We start from the raw sequence: 23,052 nt of genomic DNA, 5'->3' as shown, positions 1-23,052 counted from the left end.
TAAGTATACAAAGGATAAAGAAGTCTGTGAGTGACTGTATTTTTTGCAAAATTGCCTGTGGAGATTCACCAGCCAAGATTGTCTACCAAGATGACCTCTGCTTGGCATTTAATGACCTACACCCCAAAGCGCCAGTACACTTGCTTCTAATCCCCAAACAGCATATCGCCAATCTTTACGACATTGGTCCTGAGCATCGTGATATAATGAGCCAGTTGATGTTAACGATTCCCAAAGTGGCTAAAAAAGTGGGGTTAGAAAATGGTTTCCGCACCATTACCAATACTGGACAAGGGGGTCGACAAGAAATCTACCATTTACACTTTCATATTTTAGGTGGCGGCACGCTAAAACCCATGTAAGATGAAAGTGTTGCAGCGAGTAGTGCTGACTAATAGCACAGCTTGGGTATCAAAATAGTTTGGAGATAAAGGATGTTTGGCATTAGCGTTCCACAATTAATTATTATTCTGGTTATTGTTCTGCTGATATTTGGTGGCAAACGCTTACGCTCATTAGGCGGCGATTTAGGCTCTTTTATTAAAGGCTTTAAAAAAGCGGTAAGTGATGAAGATTCCAACTCACAGCAACAGCTTGATAAGCCCAAAGGTGATGCTTCTCTTACCGAACAGCAGCAAGCAAAACAGTCAGAAAATAAATAACCACTCAGCTTTGTTTAGGTGATTTGTGTTTGATATTGGTTTTGCAGAGCTAATAGTTATCGCTATCATTGGCTTGCTAGTGCTTGGTCCCGAGCGGCTTCCTCATGCAATTAAGAAGCTGATGCTTTGGACTGGACGGCTCAAACGGGGCTTCGCGGCAATGAAATCAGAAATCGAGCGAGAGATTGGCGCCGACGACATCCGCCGACAACTGCATAACGAGTCAATTATGCAAGACCTGAAGCAAGCTCAAGCCGATGTTAATCGCCAGATCAATGAGTTCAAGCAGTCTGTTGATAGCTCTGTTGAAAAACTGGAAAACAGCGTTGATGTCAATCAAGCAACCAGTTTTGCCCAGTCAGAAGCCTCCCATAATACTGAGCCTGGCCATACCATTGCCCCTGACCAGCAACCAAAAGCCAAACCTACTTCAGCCACGTCCTCATTAAACGATTAGTGACTTAAGCCTTTATGACAGACCAATCGAATGGCTATTACAATTCAGAAGACCCTGAGCTAGGCCAAGAGCAACCCTTAGTACAGCACCTGGTTGAGCTTAGGTCTCGCATTCTCCGTTGCTTGGTTGCAGTACTGATTGCATTTGCCTGCCTGTTTTATTTTGCCAACGACATTTATAGCTTTATTTCTGAACCGTTGCGATCAATATTGCCTGAAGGCTCTTCAATGATTGCAACGGAAATTACCCAGACATTTTTTACACCATTTAAACTGACTGTGGTCGCCGCTATTTTTTTAGCGATTCCCTATATTCTGCATCAAGTATGGGGGTTTATTGCACCAGGGCTTTATCAGCATGAACAGAAGCTGGCCATCCCACTATTAGCCTCAAGTGTTGTGTTATTTTATCTAGGGATTGCATTTGCCTATTATGTCGTATTTCCTCTGCTCTTTAATTTCTTTACAACTATAGGCCCTGAAGATGTATCGGTTATGCCGGACATCCATAGTTACCTCAGCATTGTGCTAAAACTGTTTTTTGCTTTTGGGATAGCCTTTGAAATCCCTATCGCTACGGTATTATTAATTTGGTCAGGAATGAGTAGTGTTGACAGCCTGAGGAAAAAGCGCCCTTATATTATCGTTGGCTGTTTTGTAATTGGTATGCTGCTGACACCACCTGATATTTTTTCCCAATCATTACTCGCCATCCCTATGTGGCTGTTATTTGAAGCTGGAGTGTTGATGGGGGGGATAGTAGCCAGGAGGAAGCCTACTTAAGGGCACCTCTAAAAATGCACTTTTTCCACGATAGCTGCGTTTGCTCCGTACTCAGATCCTCATGTATTCATAACATACATTGCGGCCTTCCGTGCGGTGCTGTCTTGCTCTCACGAAAAAATTACTATTTTTAAAGATACCCTTATTAACTCCCTTCAATTCGTTTCATACCTCTAAAAGAAAAGTCACTGGCCCGTCGTTAACTAAGCTGACTTGCATGTTGGCACCAAAGCGTCCAGTAGCAACTGTTGGGTGAAGGTTGTTTGCTTGTTCCACAAAATAGTTATATAGATTTTCTCCTGCGACTGGTGGCGCTGCAGAGCTAAAGCTAGGGCGTAAGCCTTTTTGAGTATCAGCAGCCAAAGTAAACTGAGAAACGACTAGTAACCCACCATTAATATCTCTTAAGCTGAGATTCATTTTATCTTCAGCATCAGCAAAAACACGATATTTCAGCACTTTTTCAAGCAGTTTAATTGCTTTTGCCTGATCATCTCCTTTTTGTACTCCCAGCAACACCAATAAGCCTTGGTCAATAGAACCAACCACTTCATTATTAACACTAACACTGGCTTGCTTTACTCGTTGAATAAGTGCTCGCATTGCTTCTGCCACTCATTTTTATCGTTACAAATTTAATGACATATCATATCTGTAAAAACATAAAGCCAGCAATCTGCTGGCTTTATGTTATATAGAAACAAGTGAATGGTTACTAGAAAAGTGCTTCTCCCCCAGCTTCTCCAATACCATTATCAAACTGCGGCTCAGCCATATCAAGCTGTTGCATTTGTTCCTGAGTAAGTGGCTTACTCATTTTAATCATATAGAAACAACCTTCCAGGCCATTATAGCCAACAGCAACTCCAGTGGCTGAACGGCTGGTATGGTAGCCTGTGTAATAGGTGTTATTGCTGTATTTCCAGGTAAGTGTTCTATCGATTTCCTTCCAGGTACCCTTTAAGCTACCAGACTGGAAAGTGCCATCATTTTTTAAAGTAAAGTTTTTTGATATAGAGTAAGTACCATCACACCCCCAATCAAAGTGCATTTCATATACGCCAGGTGTTGTAACTTCAGCAGAGGCAAAGTTAGCAATCAGTAATGAGCATCCTGCTACTATTGTAATTTTTTTCATATTCGTCCTTGTTTTAATAATAAGATGGTTTTAACCCCTAACCTATTCCCACAGTAGGTTGTCGCGAATCAGGAAGATTAGAACTGTGGCACTATCCAACGTCCCCCTTTGGAAAAGGGGGATTGAGGGGGATTTCATAAAAGCCTACTCAAAGCACTTTAAACAAATCATTCGCCACCTATTTACGAGCAAATTTAAATCCCCCCTAGCCCCCCTTTTCCAAAGGGGGGAATTAAAGCTATGAAGTAACCTATTCTTTTCTTTCAAAGCAGACTTTCCCTACACCTTCATTGTAAATCTACCGCCCAACATAAAAACGGCAACAGATTTATAATATTGTTATAGCTGATTTAATTGAGTTTATTACCGCTTTTCGCAAAAAAAAGTTACCACTTTAGTACTATAAGATTAATAAATAGACAGCACTAAAGTAGTTTCTAAAAGGAAAGAGTATTAGATGAGATAAGCTGTGCTTAATCATCTCAGCACAGCTCTCCTATTACATTCACGAAGATTTTTTAGCTCAAAATGAAAGCTAGCCCTCATCAGGCATTAGGTCAGGCTTCAGCCGCTTAGCCATTTCATCCGTTGCTCGAATAAGCGCATCAGAAATACTGGGCTCGGCTGCAGAATGCCCTGCATCTCGTACAATATGCAATTCAGCTGCAGGCCACTTCACTTGCAGGGTAAAAGCATTTTCCAGTGGGCACACCATGTCATAACGACCATGGACGATAATCCCAGGTATATCTCTAATAACTTCCATAGTGTCTAAAATTTGGTTTGGCTCTAAAAAGCCCTTATTTTTGAAGTAATGACAAGCAACTGCGGCCAATGCTCTAGCTTTATGTGGGTCAATAAACGCATCCAATACTGCTTGATTAGGTCTTAATGTAGCACAGTGCCCTTCCCACAACGCCCAGGCTTTAGCAGCTCCCATTCTAGCCAGCTCATCATTACCAGTTAGCCTTTTGTAATAAGCATTAATAACATCATTAGAATCAGCTTCTGGAATCCAGCAAGTAAAATCCCGCCAATAATCAGGAAAAATCTGATTTGCCCCTTCTTGATAAAACCAACTAATATCCTGCTCCCGACAGAGAAAGACACCTCGCAGAATCATCGCCAACACTTGTCGTGGATACTGCTCAGCATATAACAAAGCCAGGGTCGCTCCCCAGGAGCCACCAAACAGTACCCACTGATCAACATTGAGAAACTGCCTGATTGCTTCAATGTCCGCAATTAAATCTTGTGTTGTATTGTTTTCTATACAAGCATGGGGAGTTGAACGACCAGCACCACGCTGATCAAATAAAATAATCCGATAAATTTCAGGATTAAAATAACGACGACTAAATTTATCACATGCTGCACCAGGCCCACCATGAAGATACAAGACAGGTATACCATTTGGGTTACCGCTCTCTTCCAAATAAAGCTGGTGTGGCTCATCAACTTCTAAAGTGTGTCGCGCATAAGGTTTTATTGCAGGATAAAGGGTATACATATTTTGTCCTTCAGTTAGACCTGCTATGTTAATTTACTATCTGTGTTAGGCCTTTTATGAGTAAAGCTAATTTTAAACATTACACTAAGTTCATGCTAAAGTTGATATTCCTCCTAAGTTTTTTTCTCCTACTCTCTGGCTGTGCAGAAACACCTGCTGAATCAGCAATTGCTGAGCAAATAGAAAAAATACAAACAGCTATAGAGAATAAGAATAGTCAAAAAGTACTAGAAACACTTAGTGAAAGCTTTAATTCTAATCAAGGAATGGATCGCAAAGGTGTAAAACGCCTTTTATTAGGTTATTTTTTGCGTCATAAAAATATAAAAATTTATATTACTAACAATAACATTTCATATAACACTGCTTATCCTAATGTAGCAACCTCAGAGTCTGCAGTGACTGTCACTGGCGCAGAAAGCATTCTGCCTAATCAATCAGGCATTTACAAAGTCAAAACAGAGTGGGTTAAAGAGGATGGGGAATGGTTGGTGAGTAGTGTGAAATGGGAGTGAGATGCTTGAGATGGAATAACGCACAATCAACATCCCCCTTTGAAAAAGGGGGATTGAGGGGGATTTCATGAAGCCTAGCCAAAGATCTTAAACAGCCAGCTGGTTATTATGTTCAAACTAAAATCCCCCCTAGCCCCCCCTTTTTCAAAGGGGGGAAACAAGGCTACTTAGCTCTGGAAGCTCGCTTACGCTCGTGCTCTTTGAGGAATTTCTTTCTTAGACGAATGTGATTAGGTGTTACTTCAACCAGCTCATCGTCTTCAATAAACTCTAGTGCCTGCTCTAGCGAGTGCTTAACTGGCGGAGTCAAGATGATATTTTCATCAGAACCTGATGCCCGAACGTTAGTTAACTGTTTGCCTTTAGTTGGGTTTACAACCAAGTCATTGTCACGGTTATGAAGCCCAATAATCATTCCCTCGTAAACTTCCACATTAGGCTCTAGGAACAGACGTCCACGATCTTGCAGGTTAAACAGTGAATAGCCCAGTACCTTACCGTTAACCATTGAAACCAACACGCCATTTTGACGCTTGGCTACTTCACCAGCTTTAACAGGACCAAAGTGATCAAAAATATGGGTTAAAATACCACTACCTGAAGTGATGGTTAAAAACTGCGAACGGAAGCCAATCAAACCTCTGGCAGGCATGATGAACTCTAATCGAGTGCGGCCTTTACCATCAGGCACCATATTCGTAAGCTCGGCTTTACGGTTACCCATTTCTTCCATAATGGCGCCTTGATGCTCATCTTCCACATCTACCATTACTTGCTCATAGGGCTCACACATTTCACCATCAATTTCTTTAGTGATAACTTCTGGTCGAGAAACTCCAAGCTCAAAGCCTTCACGGCGCATGGTTTCAATCAACACTGACAAGTGCAATTCACCACGACCAGAAACAACAAATTTATCTGCTGTATCACCTTGCTCAACCCGTAGCGCAACGTTATGGATCAATTCACGATCTAAACGCTCTTTAATATTACGGCTAGTGACATATTTACCATCTTGGCCAGCAAATGGTGAGTCATTGACCTGGAAAGTCATGCTAACAGTAGGCTCATCTACAGTCAGTGCTGGTAAGGCTTCTGGTTTTTCTGGGTTACACAAAGTATCGGAAATATTTAAGCCGTCGATGCCTGTGATACACACAATATCACCCGCTTCAGCTTTTTCGATATCAACCCGCTCAAGGCCTAAATACCCCATCACCTTCAATATCCGGCCAGAACGTTGATTACCTTCACGGTCAACAACTGCTACAGGCGTATTTGGCTCTAGCTGCCCACGAGTAACTCGGCCTACCCCAATAACACCTAGGTAGCTGCTGTAGTCCAGCGCTGAAATCTGCATTTGGAAAGGGCCATCAACATCTACGGTAGGTACAGGCACTTTATCAACAATCATTTCAAACAAAGGCGTCATGTCATCTTGTAATGACTCTGGGTCATCACCAGCGATACCATTTAGTGCAGAGCAATAAATAATGGGGAAGTCCAGTTGCTCTTCAGTAGCCCCTAAGCGATCGAATAAGTCAAATACCTCATCAATGACCCAGTCAGGTCTGGCGCCAGGGCGGTCAATTTTATTGACGACTACGATTGGCTTTAACCCTTGCTCAAATGCTTTTTGGGTAACAAAACGTGTTTGTGGCATTGGACCATCAACAGCATCAACCAGTAGCAATACGGAATCAACCATCGATAGCACCCGCTCAACCTCACCGCCAAAGTCGGCATGTCCTGGGGTATCCACAATATTAATGCGGTAATCTTGCCAAGTAATTGCGGTATTTTTTGCCAGAATGGTAATACCACGCTCACGCTCTTGGTCATTGGAATCCATGATCCGCTCAGTCCCGATATCACGGCGTTCCAAGGTTCCAGACTGCTGCAACAGCTTGTCTACCAAAGTAGTTTTGCCATGGTCTACGTGAGCAATAATGGCAATATTTCTTAACTTCTCAATCACAGAGGGTGCCTCTACAGTAAAACAACTACAATCTGAAGTGGCCTAAGAGCAGCACCCTAGAAACAAGTATGTTAGTAGGGGCATTCCTATAGTAAATGCCAGAATTAGCAAGTTGTCTTACCAATTCAACGTCTTCAGCTAGAAAATCCAGAAAATTTTGGTGCGGTAGTTTACCACCGTTCTACTAAGAAAGTTCACTAGGGACGATAAACTTTGATGTTTTCGTAACCCTCGTCTTTTAAATGCATGGCATGTAAGCGGCTCATTACGCCTTTATCGCAATAAAGCATATATTGCTGATTAGCATCGAGCTCCTTAAATGCAGTATTTAGTTGATAGAAAGGAATGGTTTTTACTTCATTGTTATCCATTTTTAACGGGCTTAGCTCTTCCTCGGTGGGATGGCGGATATCAAGAATCACACTATTAGGCAGCGGAATACTCAGCACCTCGACCTCAGCCGCTTTTAAGTCATCCTGAATAATATCGTTGATTAACACTTCCCGGCGATCAGCCACCGCCTGATCTAATACCGCGAAATTAAAATTCGATTCAACATCCTCAACCTTATGCCGCCTTGCCCGAGTAGTAGGGTTAACCGATATTACGCCACAATATTCAGGAATATTTTTCGCGAAATCTTCTGTGCCAATGGCTCTAGCAGTGTTGATAATATCCTGCTTATCCATGGTAATTAGAGGGCGAATAACCAGGTTTTCAGTTACCTCATCAATGACTGATAAATTTGCTAGGGTTTGACTAGAAACCTGTGCTATCGCTTCACCGGTTACCAGTGCCTCTACCTCTAGACCTTCAGCTACTTGGCTGGCAGCTCGTAGCATCATTCGCTTCAGCACCACTCCCATGTAGGATTTATCAATGTTCTGTAGAATTTCAGCAACAACATGCTCAAAAGGTACGGTGACAAACTTTACCCGATGAGAAGAGCCAAACTTATTCCACAGGTAATAGGCAACTTCCTTAACCCCAATTTCATGGGCATGACCACCTAAATTGAAAAAGCAGTAATGGGTGAGCAACCCCCGTTTCATGGTTAAAAAGCTAGAAACCGTTGAATCAAACCCACCAGAGATAAGCGATAACACACCATCCTGGGTACCGAGAGGAAAGCCACCCAGCCCAGGTAATACACTCTTCACCACATAGAAACGCTTATTTTTAATTTCCAGCTTAACGGTAATTTCAGGATCTTTTAATTTAATAGAAGTATTTGCAACCCTTTGGTGCAATCCGCCGCCAATATATCTTTCAGCATCAGTCGAAGTGAACTCATGGTGACCAGAACGCTTACAACGCACACAGAAAGAATGGCCAGCCAAAGAATCCCCAAAAATGGTAGCCACTTTATCGAGCATATCGTCGAGATCAACCAGAGGGTAATCCACCACTTCCAATACTTGGCAAATACCAGGGGTATGGGTAAGTTTTTCTGCTATTTGCTGGGTAACAGCTTTATCATCCTGTTGCGTGACAACCTCAATTTTATCCCAGCTCCCTACCACCTCAATTTCAGGATCGATGGGCTTTAACGTCCAACGAATATTACGCCGTAACTGTTTAACAAAGCGTTGACGAACCGGCTTACTTTTAATGGTGATTTCAGGAAATAATTTAACAATGAATTTCATGGAAGGGATTTCATCTGATTGCAACTAACATGTAGCAAACTATTATACAAAAACCAGCTATCATGATCACTAAACCAAAGCAGTCCCACCAGTCGTTAGTATAAGTTGCTATCAAAAAGCGCCTGAGTAGTGCATTTATATTTTAATGCACCAGCTTAGTGCGTTGCTGTTCTATTGTTTTGAGCTTCTACATTGCACTCACCCTGATTTTTCTGGTTTAACCCAAAATTAGCGTGATGGCATGACTATTGCTGCTGGTCGCGATGAAGCTGCGGTGAAATAGTCGTTGAGAAATTTTTTTTGGTGCATTCATCTCAACCGGAGTGGCCAACAGTTTATTAATCATAAGTGGTGATTCAAGCAGCTACTGCTGAGCCAATGTTGTTTCTCAAGCTTGATTGATCAATATCAGTAAGTCTTTGAAGCAATAAGTTCTTAATAATTAATAACAAAACTTTATAGCTTGGACTCATCCAAACACAACCAGTTAAACCGAAACCGGCTTATAGACCTCTGGAGAAAACAGCATGTCAGCGAATACTCTGAAGTTAATTGAAGAAAGTGATGTAAAGTGGGTAGATCTACGCTTTACCGACACTAAGGGAAAAGAGCAGCACGTTTCTATCCCAACCAGTGAAATTGATGCAGATTTTTTTGAGGTGGGCAAAATGTTTGATGGCTCATCAATTGCCGGTTGGAAAGGCATTAATGAGTCTGACATGATGCTGATGCCTGATGACTCCACTTCAGTTATCGACCCTTTTACTGATGAAAACACCCTAATTTTACGCTGCGACATTATTGAACCAGCTACCATGCAAGGCTATGAGAGAGACCCTCGCTCTGTTGCTAAGCGTGCTGAAGATTACTTGAAATCAACTGGTATTGGCGATACTGCTTTCTTTGGCCCAGAGCCTGAGTTTTTTGTGTTTGATGATGTGAAATGGAAAGCAGACATTTCAGGCTGCTCTTATGAAGTTAACTCAGAGGAAGCACACTGGGCCTCTTCTGAAGCCTTTGAAGGGGGCAATATTGGCCACCGTCCAAGAGTAAAAGGGGGCTACTTCCCTGTACCTCCAGTAGACTCACTCCACGACCTACGTGCAGCTATGTGCGCCTCAATGGAAGCCATGAACTTGCCTGTTGAAGTTCATCATCATGAAGTAGGAACAGCTGGGCAATGTGAGATCGGAACTCGCTTTAATACCCTGGTGAAAAAAGCTGATGAAACCCAAATTTTGAAATATTGCGTGCACAATGTTGCTCATCACTACGGTAAAACCGCTACTTTCATGCCTAAGCCGTTAGTAGGGGATAACGGTAACGGCATGCATGTACACCAGTCTATTTCTAAAAATGGTGAAAACATTTTCTCCGGTGATGGTTATGCTGGGCTTTCTGAAACAGCACTGTACTACATAGGTGGTATCATTAAGCATGCTAGAGCATTAAACGCCTTTACCAATGCCTCCACAAACTCCTTTAAGCGGCTTATTCCAGGCTTCGAAGCCCCCGTAATGCTGGCTTATTCTGCGCGTAACCGCTCAGCTTCTATTCGGATTCCTTATGTAAATAGCCCTAAAGCTCGCCGGATTGAAGTACGCTTCCCAGATCCAACCGCTAACCCTTATCTGTCTTTTGCTGCAATGCTAATGGCTGGCCTGGATGGTATTAAAAACAAAATCCACCCTGGTGATGCTGCAGATAAAGACTTATACGATCTGCCACCCGAAGAAGCTGCTGAGATCCCAACTGTGGCGACCAGCCTAGAAGAAGCATTGGATGCATTAGATCAAGATCGCGACTTCCTGAAAGAAGGTGGCGTATTCAGTGATGATATGATTGATGGCTACATTGAGCTTAAGCGTGAAGAGTGTGAGCGAGTCAATCAAACCACTCACCCCGTTGAGTTTGACCTGTACTACAGTGTGTAGCTAACTGTAGCACTGAGCGTAATCAACACGCCATCATAAAGCCCTCAATTGAGGGCTTTGCTACACAAGCGTTACTCTCTTCTGCCTTCTGCAAAAAACAACCAAAGCTTTCTCAGGTGTTCCTTACTTAACGAAAATTTCATTGCAGTTCAAAAACTGAAATGATGTCCACTTTATTAATTTTGCATGTCTAAGATTAAGGGTTTAGAGTTTTAATTAGTGCTGCACCCTTAAATTAAGTAGCACTCATTCCTTTCTAAATCAGACAGGAACACCCTCTTATGTTTAAACCAGCTTCACTATTATTGTGGGTATTAACAGCCGCACTACCTTGGGCTGCCAGCCACGCAGAAATTTATAAAACAGTAGATAACGAAGGTAATGTTAATTTTACCGATGCTCCTGGGGATAAGCCTGCAGAGCAGGTAAAACTCAAGCCCAGCACCATTATTTCTCCCCCAACCATTGTGCCACCCGACCCTCAAGGACCTAGCAAAGAAGACACTTTTAGCTACAGTTCCCTTACTATTAAAAAGCCTGTAAACGGTGACACCATTGCTTTAAATGGCGATGTCACTGTGCTTGCAGTAATCAGTCCTAGGTTAAGGCCAGCGGATAGATTACAGTTAGTCGTCGATGGTAAAGCTCATGGCAATAAACAAAAAGGGTTAAGGTTTAAGGTCAAAAATCTAGAGCGAGGCCCACATACTCTTGGCGTTCAAGCACTTAACTCAAAAGGTAAAGTACTAAATACTGCTAGTGTTACGGTTTACTCACGCAACCCATCAGGTATTAAAAATACTGCCCCTTCATCTAGTTCTCCATCACTGGCTCCACAAGCACCAATGGCTCCACAAGCACCTACAGCCCCAAGAGCTCCAAACGCTCCAACTGTACCAACAGGAAGCTAATTACCACCTAACCCACTAACAACTTAGTTTGTGGGTTAATACAGAAATTTTCCTAATAGTCAGTCATTCAAAGCAATAATAAGCTAAAAATAATAATGGACTTACGAGCGCTTCTCTCCTACAGAATGGACTCTTACTGTTATGTTAAAAACAATTGCTTTGCTATTTGCTCTAGTGGCTTTGCTTCCCTTTAGCCTTATTCAAGCCGAGATTTATAAAACAGTGGATGAAAAGGGAAATATTATTTTTACTGACGAGCCTGGGGATAATCCCGCAGAGCCTGTAAAACTAAACCCTAGCAGTATCATCTCACCGCCCCCTGTTATACCAATTAACAATCAGCCTTCCGAAACAGAAGGCCAACATGGCTATAACTTTTTTACAATTAAACAGCCACTAGAAGGAGAAACCATTCGGAATGCAGGCAACTTTAAAGTCAGCACTGAAATTTCTCCCAAACTAAAAGCAGGGGATAGCTTACAGCTTTATTTAAATGGAAAACCTTATGGCAAGAAACAAAAAGGAACGAGCTTTAACCTTGCTAATATCGATAGGGGAACCCACGATCTATCAGTAAAAGTGCTGAATGAAGAAGGTAAAGTACTTAACAGTGCCAATGTCAAAGTGCACCTTAAGCAAACAAGTAAGTTACTACCCAAACCAAAACCTACACCAGTACCACCTTCACCCTGAATTAGAATGTTGTAAAAGAAGGAGAATTAGAACTATGGCGCAATCCAACTTCCCCCTTTACAAAAAGGGGGATTGAGGGGGATTTCATGAAAGTCGGCTCAAAGCACGTCAAATAACCTGCTCGCTTTTTACATTCAAATTAAATCCCCCCTAGCCCCCCTTTTTCAAAGGGGGGAAGCACCTATCGATAGGGAGAAGGACTTGGTTTGAAAGCACTTTTGCATCCACCTCATATCAAATGCAAGCTCTCTACTATAATTTCTGTGCTAATAGAACTTTTTCTAATAGAAGGTATTCTGAATCAATAACGACTAAAAATAATAATATACTCTTCGCGAGTGAGTTTTATTTATGGAATCCTTTTTATGCTGAAGCCAACATCATTGCTATGGGCGCTAATTGCTATCCTACCCTGGGCAGCGAGCTACGCCGAAATCTATAAAACTATCGATAAAGATGGCAAAGTGGTTTTTACCGACAACCCTGAAGGCAAACCGGCTGAGGAGGTTGAGCTAAAAAAAGGCAATACTATTTCTTTACCCCCCGCCAAGATATCTCCATCAAGCAAATCATCTGACATTAACAGCAAAAGCTTCAGCTACCGCGAGTTCAACATTAAAAAGCCAACCCAGGATGCCACCATCAGAGGCTCAGGTAACTTCTCTGTGTTAGCGGCCATTTCGCCTAATCTCAGGCCTGGTGATAGTGTCCAGCTGTATATTGATGGCAAACCCTATGGAAGCAAACAAAAAGGCCTGTTGTTTAACTTGAATAACGTTGACCGTGGCACCCATAGCATTGTGGTAAAAGTACTCAACTCCGATGGCCGCGTATTAAACAGCGCTAGTGTCACTGTGCATGTTCACCGATCCAGTGCCCTACTAGATCGCAACAAGACTAAGCAGGCCAAAGGGGGAGATGCCTCCCCCAGCCTGCTTAGCAGGCTCAAGGCACTATTGTTTTAACCGTTGTTTTAGCAGGGGCATACCCTACATGCATTAATGCCCAACTTTTTCACTTCCTCTTGCATTACCCTTTCCTTTTAGTGCACCATCACAGTGCAACTTCTTATACAAGCTGTACCTCTACAACAGCAAACAGCCACAAACAACCAGGAATAGTTGACGTTTTATAGAAGAGCCTACAAGCCTATGCATTCCTTCAACAATACTGTTTAGCTTTATTGGCTTGGATTTTGCTCGCACTTATAACTTTTTAATTTATTAACTATAAAGATAATGTCAGACCAATTATTGGAGTTTTTAACCACTGCCGTTTTGGAGATTGATCAGCAGCTTAACCTGCTTTACATCAATCCAGCTGCAGAGATGCTTTTTGCAGTGAGTGGCAGTCAAGTGACAGGTGCTGCTCTAGAAGTCTTATTTGTTGAGCAGCCATCGAACAAGCCTGTTTTTTTAAATGCCCTCAGTAGTGGCCAGCCTTTTACCAAACGAGAGGCCACCCTGCACTTACCCAATGGCCAACTACTAACTGTGGACTATGCCGTGACTCCAGTTACCAATGGTAGGGATAGCTTGGTCATGGAGATTCAGCCTCGTGATCGCCTACTAAAAATAACTCGGGAAGAAGCGCTTCGAGAAAAGCAAGAGAGCAGCAAATTGTTAGTACGTAGTGTTGCGCATGAAGTGAAAAACCCACTAGGGGGCATTCGGGGTGCAGCACAGCTGCTGGCAAAGGAACTACCAGATAGTGCGTTACAGGATTATACCCAGGTTATTATCGAAGAAACAGACCGCTTGACTAACCTGGTTGATAGAATGATAGGGCCAACCAAGCCTTCTAAACTTGGCCCTTGTAGTATTCACGAAGTATTAGAGCGTGTCGCTCAACTGATCTTAGCAGAAACCCACAACCAGCTGACTATTACCAAAGATTACGATCCCAGCATCCCAGATGTAATGGCCGATATAGAGCAGCTCATCCAAGCTATTTTAAATATCGTGCGCAATGCTTTGCAGGCTATTCAAACTGTAATGCCCCTAAACGAAGGGATGATTACCTTTAAGACCCGAGTTTTACGTCAGTTTACTATCGGCAACCAGCGCCATCGGCTGGTTTGCCAGGTAAACATAATGGACAACGGCCCAGGCGTACCTGCCAATATTCTTGAGCATATTTTTTATCCACTCGTCAGCGGCCGGGCAGAAGGCTCAGGTCTGGGCTTATCGATTGCTCAATCGATATTACAGCAACACCAAGGAATGATTAGTTGTGAAAGTGAGCCAGGTAAAACCTGCTTTAGCATGTACTTACCCATTCAATCATTAGTACCTTCACAGCCCATAACACCTGACAAATCAACAGCAACTCGATCATCAATAAAAAGGAGAGCTCATGACTGTACGTGATTCTGTGTGGATTATTGATGACGACCGCTCCATTCGCTGGGTATTAGAAAAGGCTTTGCACCAAGCCCAAATTGAGTCACTCAGCTTTGACTCAGGCAACCAGATTCTTACCAAACTGGAGCGACAGCAACCCCAGGTGATCATTAGCGATATTCGCATGCCCGGTATAGATGGCTTGTCATTACTACAAGACCTGCAAGCTCACTATCCTAAAATTCCAGTCATTATCATGACAGCCCACTCTGATCTGGACAGTGCTGTTTCCTCGTACCAAGGTGGAGCTTTTGAGTATTTACCCAAACCCTTTGATGTAGATGAAGCCGTTAGCCTGGTTAAACGGGCTTTAGCCCATGTTCATGAACAAGAAGTTGAAGCCGTTCAGCAACAGTTACCAGATGCCCCGGAAATTATTGGTGAAGCCCCTGCCATGCAAGAGGTGTTTCGGGCTATCGGCAGGCTGTCTAAATCGAACATCACTGTGTTAATCAATGGTGAGTCAGGTACCGGAAAAGAGCTGGTCGCTCAAGCATTACACCGACATAGCCCAAGGGCAACCAGACCTTTTATAGCTTTGAATATGGCTGCTATTCCCAAAGATTTAATGGAGTCAGAGTTATTTGGCCATGAAAAAGGCGCATTTACAGGCGCCACCCAGCAACGTGCTGGTCGCTTTGAGCAGGCCAATGGCGGCACCCTATTTTTGGATGAAATTGGCGACATGCCAGCAGAAACTCAAACCCGGCTGTTACGCGTACTTGCTGATGGTGAGTTTTACCGAGTAGGTGGCCATACTCCAATTAAAGTAGATGTAAGAATTATCGCCGCTACCCACCAGCACCTGGAAAAACTGGTAGCCAAAGGCAGCTTTCGAGAAGACTTATTTCACCGACTCAATGTCATCCGGATTCATATCCCCAAACTGCAGGATCGACGCGAAGACATACCGCTGCTAGCCCATTACTTCTTAAACCGTGCAGCAGAAGAATTAGCAGTAGAAGCCAAAGCACTAAAACCAGAAACCGCAGACTTACTATCCAAATTAGACTGGCCAGGAAACGTCAGGCAGTTAGAAAATACCTGCCGATGGTTAACCGTAATGGCATCCAGCCGCGAAATTTTACCAACCGACCTACCACCAGAGTTGCTGGAGCAACCTAACACTCCAATCCAAAATTTAAATTGGGAGCAGCAACTCAGGAACTGGATCGACCAAGAACTAGCTCTCGGCCACCGGCAAATTTTGGATATTGCCGTACCCGCATTTGAACGCGCTATGATTGAAGTGGCACTAAAGCATACTGGTGGCCGCCGCCGCGATGCTGCTCAATTACTAGGCTGGGGCAGAAATACCTTAACCCGCAAAATTAAAGAACTAAAACTAGATTTAGGGGCAAATAGCCTGGCGGATGATTAGTAAGCTCTCAGCTTTCAGGCTGTCACAAAAGATTAAGGATATGGCCCCCTCTTCAGGGTTCACAAAAGTCATTTTTAGCTCCCTCTGGGAGAGGGCTAGGGTGAGGATATATTAGCCATAAGATACCTTCTCACTAGAACCATTATTTTTTTACTAGCCTTACGGCTCCCCCTCATCCTAACCTTCTCCCCCAAGGGGAAGAAGGAAATTAGATTCAAAGAATTTCTCCCCTCTTTATTTACCCTCTATGGTTGCAACCGCTCTATTGACCACTCCCCCGCTTCACTCTGACTATAAACCAATCTATCGTGTAATCGGTTCGCTCTGCCCTGCCAAAATTCCACTTGCTCAGGCACTACTCTAAACCCACCCCAAAAACTGGGCAGTGGAATATCTCCCTTAGTAAACTTTTGCTTCATTTGGGAAAAAGCCTGCTCCAACAACTGACGGGAAGAAACTTTCTGACTTTGTTGAGAGGCCCAGGCAGCAAGTTGACTATCTCGGGGGCGGCTTAAAAAATACTTAGTTGCTTCTGCAACTGACAACTTACTGGCAGTGCCGTTAATAATGACCTGCCTTTCTAAAGGTAACCAGCCAAAATGCAGGCAAACATTAGGGTTTTCAGCAATTTGCTTGGCTTTTTTACTTTCCAAGTTGGTGTAAAACACAAAGCCTTTTTCATCAAACTGTTTTAGCAGCACAATTCGCTGGCTCGGCCGCCCGTCGGCACCAACGGTAGATAAGCACATAGCCGTAGGGTCAGTGGAAATTTCAGTATCAATGGCATCCTTTAGCCAGTGACGAAACTGCTCTATCGGAGTGTTATGAAGGTGCTCTTCAGACAAGCCCGCTCTCAGGTACTCTCTACGCTCTTGACTAATATCCATTGTGTTACGCCTATATACTCTTCATGTTTTTCATATTTTTCACGCGATGGTACACCCACATTTAAAGGATTCATTATTGTAGAGTCGTTACTAGCATTATACTACCGAGGATCCTCTGAAAATTGACTTTTTGAGACTATAAAATGAATAAACCTCACGTCTTATTTCTACCTGGTATGCTCTGTGACCAAAGGGTATGGCAATATCAAATGGATCATTTAAAAGAAGTGTGCCAGCCCGACTTTCTTGACTTACGCAATTATAGCCAATTCGATCAAATGCTATCGGCCATTGCTAAAGCCAGCACCTTCGAATCAATTATTATCGGTTTTTCCATGGGAGGGTATCTTGCACTGGAATATGCACTACAAGGTGAAGTGTTATTTAGTAAGTTGGCTATTATTGGAACCACAGCGAAAGGCTATCCAGAATCAGAAAAAAAAATGCGCCGTAAGCTATTAAACCAAATACAACAAGGGCTGTATTCTGGCATGAACCAGGAACGATTACGCTTGATGGTTCACCCTGATCAGCACCATAATGATGAGCTATTAAACCTGATCAAACAAATGGAGCAAGACGCAGGAGAGCAAGTTTTTGTTAACCAACTCACCGCCACCTTAAATAGAGAAAATCGTGAGTCTTTATTATCGAGAATTCAGCAACCAACATTGCTTGTTGGAGCCAAACATGACCAAATTGCCCCCTACAAAGCCATTTCAACCATGGCTAGCTTAGTTCCTCTCTCTGAGTTACATATTCTGGAAGATTGTGGTCATATGATACCTTTGGAGCAGCCACAATTATTGACAACTATATTACAACAATGGATTACACCTTAAGACTCTCATCTATTGATAAGAAAAGCAGCTTTTTAGGTTATCGTAAGGCCGAACAGATATCATAATACTGCTCAACACTTTCAATTAAGTGAAAGTGTTGAGCCATTTTTGTTAACTTAATTAGGCCATAAGGCTGGCTATTTAGCCCCATTAAGAACGCCAGGCGCCCCTGCCCTCTGACTAACTTACAAAGACAAAGTAATACTCTTAACCCAGCCGAGTCAATGTAAGACACCGTACTTAAATCGATAACCAGGTCTTTATTCAGATCAGTTAATAATCTGTTTAACCTGAGCATTAGCGGGCTACTGGTTTTATAATCAAGATCAAAATGCAGCTTAACTAAATAAAAGCTATGTTTTTCAGATACTCTAAAAACCTGCCCCATCAGCAACTCTTTCATCCAACTATCGTATAATAATTATACGCAGCTATTGTTTCTTCACTTATAAAAAATATGGCAAATTTTTAGCTTGCTTATAACTCTACTCTAAGCAATTCTACACTAAGAACGTAATTTTTAATTATTGTCATTAATTTTTAATAAAAATAAAATAACTCACCAGAAGAGTTCTGATCTTCCTCTGGTGGTTAACAGCAGCAATCATTCACAAAGAATGTTAGTCATCAACGATGACTATACCCAAAGCGTAGGGTTTTTAGGGGGCTAGCTTACTACCGTGAAGCTAGCGATAGCTGCACTAACTGAAATAAAAAGCGCTAGCTGGGCCGTCGAATAACGAGTTCCAGTAGCACTTTTTATATAAATTAAAGTAGCTACCGCAAGTCTTACAGTAGCAGACTTGCCCCCATGAGCCTATAAATAATAGGTGATTGGGGTGAGATGCGATGACAACAAAGCCTAAAAATCATTCGCGAAGGGTATATAGTTACTTAATTTTCATTGTGGTTGAGCAAGTCACATTATACGGCAGTACAATCGCTTGAACCTTAATTTCTCCTCCCTTAGGAAAATATGAGTAACCTGGTAAGAAAAAATTAGCTGCTGTGCCTGAAACATTACTTGATGGTGAAGTTCGTTGGTCAAACTGCTCATGCTTCCAGCCACCTGTGGTAGGCAAAACCTCAAAAACTTTTACTGTATATTTTGAAAAAGTTCCCCCTGCGGATCTAACCCACACTTTATGAGTTTTATTTTTTTCTACTTCTTTAGGTGCTTGCAGCTTACAACCTGTTGCTATTAATTCGGCAGGTGCATCAAAATCAAATTCTTCATAGGCATTAGTTTCACCATTATCAGCACTCGCTACTTGCCCCATAAATGCATAAGCTACTCCTGCTGCCATACAAATTAATTTTGTTTTATTCATTTTCAATTTCCCTTTCAGTTTTTTCCCTCGCAACGAAGATTAGATTACTTAACAAAATAGTTCTAACCTATTTTCATTTATTCAATAGCTCAAATTTCGACCAACACAAGCCGACTCAAGAAATTAAGGTGTTAAAATAAAAATGCCAACTAACTTTTAATACTAAAGTGTTATAGCTTTCAAGTTCGAACCTCTTGACTACACTTAGTGATAGTTAGCAGCACCCAGGCGTTAGTAAATGCAACGAACAAGCACTTTTTCCATATTTTTACTTCTTTTTGCTGTAGTTAGTTATCCTTTATTAGCTGCTCAGCAGCTAACACTTACCATTGCCACACTAAAAGACGGTAACCACCGTTACTATCATGAGTTGCTAAGACAGTCCTTAACTCTTGTTGGTTATCAATTAACAATTAACCACATCCATGATTTATCGCAAAAGCGTATTGTGATCTTTTTAAAGCAGGGGGTTATTTCAGTCCACTGGTTTATTAAAGCAATTTCTAGAGACCAAGCTTTTGTCCCAATAAATATAGGCATTACCAACGGTTTAATTGGTAAGCGAGTATTACTTATCCCTAAAAACCAACAGCATATATATCAACAGGTAAAAACCCTGAGTGATTTTCGACAATTGCAAAAAACAGGTGGCTTTGGTGAAGGGTGGTTTGACGTATCAGTCTGGAAATATAATCAATTACCTTATCGAGTCATTTCCGGTGACTCGCAAGACATTTTTCTAATGGTTGCTGCCAGAAATCGTGGTATCGATTATTTTTCAAGAGGAGTCAATGAAATATTAGCTGAGTCAGTTTTATACCCTGAATTATTTATTGAGCAACGACTGTTACTCCGTTACGACCGTGACTTTCAGTTTTACTTATCCCCCACCTCAAGACAGTTAAAACCCATCATTGAGTCTGCCCTATTAAAAGCCAAGCAAACCGGCTTAATTGACCGGCTAGTTAATCGATATTGGCAGGATACATTCAAGCAGCTCAACTTAGAGAAAAGAATTGAACTTAAGCTTAAAACACCATTCTCTTAAGAAAACGATTAACTATTTTTTTTAATACCTGTCTGCAGTATTTCAGCTAACCGTTTTGTACCAGGACCCGCTTTTTCTCCTAACCTGACTACCATATAAATAGGCAGCTGACGCCGCTGTCCAACAGCTAAGTTTATAGGCTTTAATATCCCTTCTGCTAACTCAGTTTCAATATAACTGACTGGTAACCAGGCAAACCCCATTTTTTCTTTTAAGCAACTAACAGAGGTAGCAAAATGACTTACTGTCCAACGTTGTTCTGCTGCTAGCCATCCTGCATCTTGATTACGCTTTAAACCTGAGTCTCGAATTACTATTTGGCGGTGTTTTTTTAAGTCATTTTCACTGATGGGTGATGCTTGTTGATGTAACGGATGATCTTTATGCGCAACGGCTAAAAAGTCTATTTGAAATAGCATGACACCTAAAAACCCAGTGGGCACCCTAGGTGATAGTAAAATATCTGCTTCACCAAATAGTAAAGCTTCATCCGTACCCGATAAACTGGTTTCTAAAAGTGTTAGCCGACTGGTAGGGTATTCATTGTTAAATTGATTCAGCCCGGTTAACAACCATCGCCTAGGCACCAGCAAGTCAACCGCTATTTTTAATTCAGGCTCTATACCCTGAGCCAGTGTTCGAGCTAGGTCTTCTAGCTCATTTGCTTGCTGGATAAGTTGCTTCACTTGTTGATATAGCAACTTCCCTGCGTCAGTCAGCTCCGCTTTGCGCCCTTGCTGCTCAACAATCCTGACTGGTAACAACTCTTGTAACTTGCTAATGCTATAGCTAATAGCTGACTGGCTTTTATTCAATGCTTCTGCTGCTTGGCTAAAACCACCGTACTCAACCACAGCCTGCAACGCTAACCAGTACTCTATTGATATTCTAGGAACCTTCATTCGATTGCTGCTCTATCTGCGACCATTCTACTTTGCTGTCGTTGTTTTTCTTTGGGTTTGTTGGGCTTGCTAACCTTAGCTCCCTCAAACATATCTAATAATTTAATCAAATAGGGCTACTTATTCCAACTATTAATCAATTTTCTAAATGTAAGATTGGACATATTCACAAAACCAGGAGATGCCTTAATGAAACAAATTCTACAAATTAATAGTAGTGTTTTTGGTAGTCAGGGAGAGTCGACCCAATTAGCGAACCAGTTAGTAAGCCATCTTGCCGAGCAATATGGATCTCATGTAACAGTTAGAGATGTTTCTTCCAGCCCCATACCTCATCAGGATGCAGGTTTTCTTCAAGCACTAAGCACACCTGAAAACACCAGAGACACAGAACAGCAAAGCAAGGTGACTTTTGCAGATCAACTTATTGAAGAACTACAAGCAAGTGACTTATTGGTTATAGGGCTTCCCATGTATAATTTTGGTGTTCCCTCAACCTTAAAAGCCTGGTTTGATCATATCGCTCGGGCTGGAGTTACTTTTAGGTATACTGAGAATGGTCCAGAGGGTTTGCTAAGAGATAAACAGGCAATTGTTGTGACAACACGAGGAGGTATCCATAAAAATACTGACCTGGACACTGAAACGCCTTTTGTGAAAAGCTTTTTAGCATTTATTGGTATCACCAATGTTTCCTTTATCTATGCCGAGGGGCTTAATATGGGTGAAAAAATTAAAAATCGAGCATTGTCTGAAGCAGAAGTTCAACTAAAGCAGCTTTCACTAAATTAAAGCTCTTATTCTTTCGTGCTTCTCTATTAGAAGCACTCAAAAATAACTATTTATTTACAAAGCAACACCGATCAAAAAATAATTTGTCATATATTATTCATATTTCATTATATTTAAATACACCTGATTTATTTTTAAGAACTTTTTCAGTTTACTCTACAACAGTATGATATAATTAAATACAGGGTAATCTAGAAGTTGTTTTTTGTTTCCCTCAGGCTGTAAAATGAAAGTGATTACTGGTGATTTAATTAAATTAGTTGCTGATGGATATTTTGATGTAATCATTCACGGTTGTAATTGTCAGTGCACAATGGCAGCAGGCATTGCTAAAACAATCAAGAATATTTTTCCAGAAGCTTATTATGCAGACTGTGCCACCATTAAAGGGGATAGAAGCAAACTTGGTACAATATCTTACGCAACGGTTGAGCTTCTCAGTCATACCTTAACCGTAGTCAATGCTTATATTCAGTATGACTGGCGAGGCCCCCAGATCAGAACTGACTATAATGCGGTACGCTCTGCCATTCATGAAGTAAAGCATCGATTTAGTGGCATGAGAATTGGCTATCCGTTATTTGGTATCGGACTCACTAAAGGCGACTGGGAAGTGATTGAAATTATTCTTTCTGAAGAGTTAGAAGGAGAGGATCATACCCTAGTAGTAAACACCAATAAGTAAGTATACTTTACTCTGAAACCAAACCTATCTATAACAACCAGTTCTTACTCCCCTATCTACTATTTAGCTACTGGCACTATCTCTATCATTAACTTATACATTTAAAGAGTGTCATTACTTTTAAATAGTATGAAAGGTACAAAAGATCACCATGCCCATCAGACCTCTTTTGCTGATAGTGCTTTTAAGCTTACCTGCCATCTCCCCTGCAGATATTATTTTTCAAGCTGGAAGTAATTCTATTATTGCAAATAAAGCTGACATTCTTGATGCTGCCCTCGGGCGCTCAAGAGCTGAAGAGTATGTTGTTCACTTAGAGTTTACCATTGAATTCGGTAGAAACCTTTTTCTGTTCACATCAAAAAACCTGGGAAAGCCTCTTACTATAAAAGCATTTGGCACGCTTGTAGGAAAACCTAAAAAGCTGGAATACAGTTATACTGACAGAATCCAAATTACTAATCTAAACAAAAAAGAGGCAGAACTATTGGTAAACAATATAAAGAAGCCAGTAGACTAACTCGCCCTTTCACGATTATATCCGTCATGAACG

25 protein-coding genes are annotated in these 23,052 nt (G+C 41.8%); 16 read left to right on the top strand and 9 right to left on the bottom strand.

The window, feature by feature from the left end; translation table 11 throughout:
- Window positions 1-26: 26 nt before the first annotated feature.
- The 4 genes from ORQ98_RS07060 to tatC all read left to right on the top strand — a co-directional run bounded on the left by ORQ98_RS07060 (window position 27) and on the right by tatC (window position 1,901).
- The gene (locus ORQ98_RS07060) at window positions 27-362 is read left to right on the top strand and encodes a histidine triad nucleotide-binding protein (RefSeq protein ID WP_274688086.1); all 336 of its coding nucleotides are present in this window, start codon (window positions 27-29) and stop codon (window positions 360-362) included.
- A gap of 72 nt (window positions 363-434) precedes the next feature.
- Window positions 435-662 (top strand): twin-arginine translocase TatA/TatE family subunit, encoded by a 228-nt coding sequence (gene tatA / locus ORQ98_RS07055; RefSeq protein ID WP_342455185.1) that lies wholly within the window; start codon window positions 435-437, stop codon window positions 660-662.
- A gap of 25 nt (window positions 663-687) precedes the next feature.
- Window positions 688-1,119 carry a Sec-independent protein translocase protein TatB gene (tatB, locus tag ORQ98_RS07050; RefSeq protein WP_274688085.1) on the top strand — a complete coding sequence of 144 codons (432 nt, stop codon included), beginning with the start codon at window positions 688-690 and terminating at the stop codon, window positions 1,117-1,119.
- Between the two features lie 14 nt (window positions 1,120-1,133).
- Window positions 1,134-1,901 carry a twin-arginine translocase subunit TatC gene (gene tatC, locus ORQ98_RS07045; RefSeq protein ID WP_274688084.1) on the top strand — a complete coding sequence of 256 codons (768 nt, stop codon included), beginning with the start codon at window positions 1,134-1,136 and terminating at the stop codon, window positions 1,899-1,901.
- A 165-nt stretch (window positions 1,902-2,066) separates the two neighbouring features.
- On the opposite strand, the gene dtd is transcribed toward tatC, so the two are convergent.
- The 3 genes from dtd to pip all read right to left on the bottom strand — a co-directional run bounded on the left by dtd (window position 2,067) and on the right by pip (window position 4,549).
- Window positions 2,067-2,504: a D-aminoacyl-tRNA deacylase gene (gene dtd / locus ORQ98_RS07040; protein WP_274688083.1), complete on the bottom strand. Its 438-nt coding sequence runs from the start codon at window positions 2,502-2,504 to the stop codon at window positions 2,067-2,069.
- 112 nt (window positions 2,505-2,616) lie between these two features.
- Window positions 2,617-3,039: a hypothetical protein gene (locus tag ORQ98_RS07035; protein WP_274688082.1), complete on the bottom strand. Its 423-nt coding sequence runs from the start codon at window positions 3,037-3,039 to the stop codon at window positions 2,617-2,619.
- A 535-nt stretch (window positions 3,040-3,574) separates the two neighbouring features.
- Window positions 3,575-4,549, bottom strand: coding sequence for a prolyl aminopeptidase (gene pip / locus ORQ98_RS07030; RefSeq protein WP_274688081.1), 975 nt, complete (start codon window positions 4,547-4,549; stop codon window positions 3,575-3,577).
- A gap of 56 nt (window positions 4,550-4,605) precedes the next feature.
- On the opposite strand from pip, the gene ORQ98_RS07025 reads away from it, so the two are divergent.
- The gene (locus tag ORQ98_RS07025) at window positions 4,606-5,064 is read left to right on the top strand and encodes a hypothetical protein (RefSeq protein WP_274688080.1); all 459 of its coding nucleotides are present in this window, start codon (window positions 4,606-4,608) and stop codon (window positions 5,062-5,064) included.
- A 163-nt stretch (window positions 5,065-5,227) separates the two neighbouring features.
- On the opposite strand, the gene typA is transcribed toward ORQ98_RS07025, so the two are convergent.
- Window positions 5,228-7,042, bottom strand: coding sequence for a translational GTPase TypA (gene typA, locus ORQ98_RS07020; RefSeq protein WP_274688079.1), 1,815 nt, complete (start codon window positions 7,040-7,042; stop codon window positions 5,228-5,230).
- Between the two features lie 197 nt (window positions 7,043-7,239).
- Entirely contained in the window at window positions 7,240-8,691 is a 1,452-nt protein-coding gene (thiI, locus tag ORQ98_RS07015; protein WP_274688078.1) for a tRNA uracil 4-sulfurtransferase ThiI, read from the bottom strand.
- A gap of 527 nt (window positions 8,692-9,218) precedes the next feature.
- Here thiI and glnA point away from each other — a divergent pair.
- The 6 genes from glnA to ntrC all read left to right on the top strand — a co-directional run bounded on the left by glnA (window position 9,219) and on the right by ntrC (window position 16,012).
- A complete protein-coding gene (gene glnA / locus ORQ98_RS07010) occupies window positions 9,219-10,625 on the top strand; it encodes a glutamate--ammonia ligase (RefSeq protein ID WP_274688077.1) in 1,407 nt (468 codons plus the stop codon).
- A gap of 281 nt (window positions 10,626-10,906) precedes the next feature.
- Window positions 10,907-11,536: a DUF4124 domain-containing protein gene (locus ORQ98_RS07005; RefSeq protein ID WP_274688076.1), complete on the top strand. Its 630-nt coding sequence runs from the start codon at window positions 10,907-10,909 to the stop codon at window positions 11,534-11,536.
- A 141-nt stretch (window positions 11,537-11,677) separates the two neighbouring features.
- Entirely contained in the window at window positions 11,678-12,229 is a 552-nt protein-coding gene (locus ORQ98_RS07000; RefSeq protein WP_274688075.1) for a DUF4124 domain-containing protein, read from the top strand.
- A 365-nt stretch (window positions 12,230-12,594) separates the two neighbouring features.
- The gene (locus ORQ98_RS06995) at window positions 12,595-13,194 is read left to right on the top strand and encodes a DUF4124 domain-containing protein (RefSeq protein WP_274688074.1); all 600 of its coding nucleotides are present in this window, start codon (window positions 12,595-12,597) and stop codon (window positions 13,192-13,194) included.
- 273 nt (window positions 13,195-13,467) lie between these two features.
- Window positions 13,468-14,598 (top strand): nitrogen regulation protein NR(II), encoded by a 1,131-nt coding sequence (glnL, locus tag ORQ98_RS06990; RefSeq protein WP_274688073.1) that lies wholly within the window; start codon window positions 13,468-13,470, stop codon window positions 14,596-14,598.
- Complete coding sequence (ntrC, locus tag ORQ98_RS06985) at window positions 14,585-16,012, top strand: nitrogen regulation protein NR(I) (protein ID WP_274688072.1); 1,428 nt, start codon at window positions 14,585-14,587, stop codon at window positions 16,010-16,012. The genes glnL and ntrC overlap by 14 nt, the downstream gene beginning before the upstream one ends.
- Window positions 16,013-16,257: 245 nt before the next feature.
- Here the strand turns inward: ntrC and pdxH are convergent, their stop codons facing one another.
- Window positions 16,258-16,899, bottom strand: coding sequence for a pyridoxamine 5'-phosphate oxidase (gene pdxH, locus ORQ98_RS06980; RefSeq protein ID WP_274688071.1), 642 nt, complete (start codon window positions 16,897-16,899; stop codon window positions 16,258-16,260).
- 143 nt (window positions 16,900-17,042) lie between these two features.
- Between pdxH and ORQ98_RS06975 the strand changes: the two genes are divergently transcribed.
- Entirely contained in the window at window positions 17,043-17,741 is a 699-nt protein-coding gene (locus tag ORQ98_RS06975) for an alpha/beta fold hydrolase (RefSeq protein ID WP_274688070.1), read from the top strand.
- A 37-nt stretch (window positions 17,742-17,778) separates the two neighbouring features.
- Here ORQ98_RS06975 and ORQ98_RS06970 read toward each other — a convergent pair whose 3' ends face one another.
- Together ORQ98_RS06970 and ORQ98_RS06965 are read right to left on the bottom strand one after the other, a co-directional pair.
- Window positions 17,779-18,129, bottom strand: a complete 351-nt coding sequence (locus tag ORQ98_RS06970; RefSeq protein WP_274688069.1) for an STAS domain-containing protein — start codon at window positions 18,127-18,129, stop codon at window positions 17,779-17,781.
- 502 nt (window positions 18,130-18,631) lie between these two features.
- Complete coding sequence (locus tag ORQ98_RS06965) at window positions 18,632-19,072, bottom strand: hypothetical protein (protein ID WP_274688068.1); 441 nt, start codon at window positions 19,070-19,072, stop codon at window positions 18,632-18,634.
- A gap of 238 nt (window positions 19,073-19,310) precedes the next feature.
- Here ORQ98_RS06965 and ORQ98_RS06960 point away from each other — a divergent pair, with 238 nt between their 5' ends.
- Window positions 19,311-20,120 carry a hypothetical protein gene (locus tag ORQ98_RS06960; RefSeq protein WP_274688067.1) on the top strand — a complete coding sequence of 270 codons (810 nt, stop codon included), beginning with the start codon at window positions 19,311-19,313 and terminating at the stop codon, window positions 20,118-20,120.
- Between the two features lie 8 nt (window positions 20,121-20,128).
- On the opposite strand, the gene ORQ98_RS06955 is transcribed toward ORQ98_RS06960, so the two are convergent.
- Entirely contained in the window at window positions 20,129-21,022 is an 894-nt protein-coding gene (locus tag ORQ98_RS06955) for a LysR family transcriptional regulator (RefSeq protein WP_274688066.1), read from the bottom strand.
- Between the two features lie 189 nt (window positions 21,023-21,211).
- Here ORQ98_RS06955 and ORQ98_RS06950 point away from each other — a divergent pair, with 189 nt between their 5' ends.
- The 3 genes from ORQ98_RS06950 (at window position 21,212) to ORQ98_RS06940 (ending at window position 23,019) form a co-directional block, all read left to right on the top strand.
- The gene (locus tag ORQ98_RS06950) at window positions 21,212-21,814 is read left to right on the top strand and encodes an FMN-dependent NADH-azoreductase (RefSeq protein WP_274688065.1); all 603 of its coding nucleotides are present in this window, start codon (window positions 21,212-21,214) and stop codon (window positions 21,812-21,814) included.
- A 226-nt stretch (window positions 21,815-22,040) separates the two neighbouring features.
- A complete protein-coding gene (locus tag ORQ98_RS06945; protein ID WP_274688064.1) occupies window positions 22,041-22,499 on the top strand; it encodes a macro domain-containing protein in 459 nt (152 codons plus the stop codon).
- A 178-nt stretch (window positions 22,500-22,677) separates the two neighbouring features.
- On the top strand, window positions 22,678-23,019 hold the full coding sequence (locus ORQ98_RS06940) for a hypothetical protein (RefSeq protein WP_274688063.1): 342 nt from the start codon (window positions 22,678-22,680) through the stop codon (window positions 23,017-23,019).
- The last annotated feature ends 33 nt before the right edge of the window (window positions 23,020-23,052 follow it).

Source organism: Spartinivicinus poritis (genome assembly GCF_028858535.1).
Taxonomy (GTDB): Bacteria; Pseudomonadota; Gammaproteobacteria; order Pseudomonadales; family Zooshikellaceae; genus Spartinivicinus; species Spartinivicinus poritis.
This window is presented reverse-complemented; position numbering and strand designations above follow the sequence as displayed.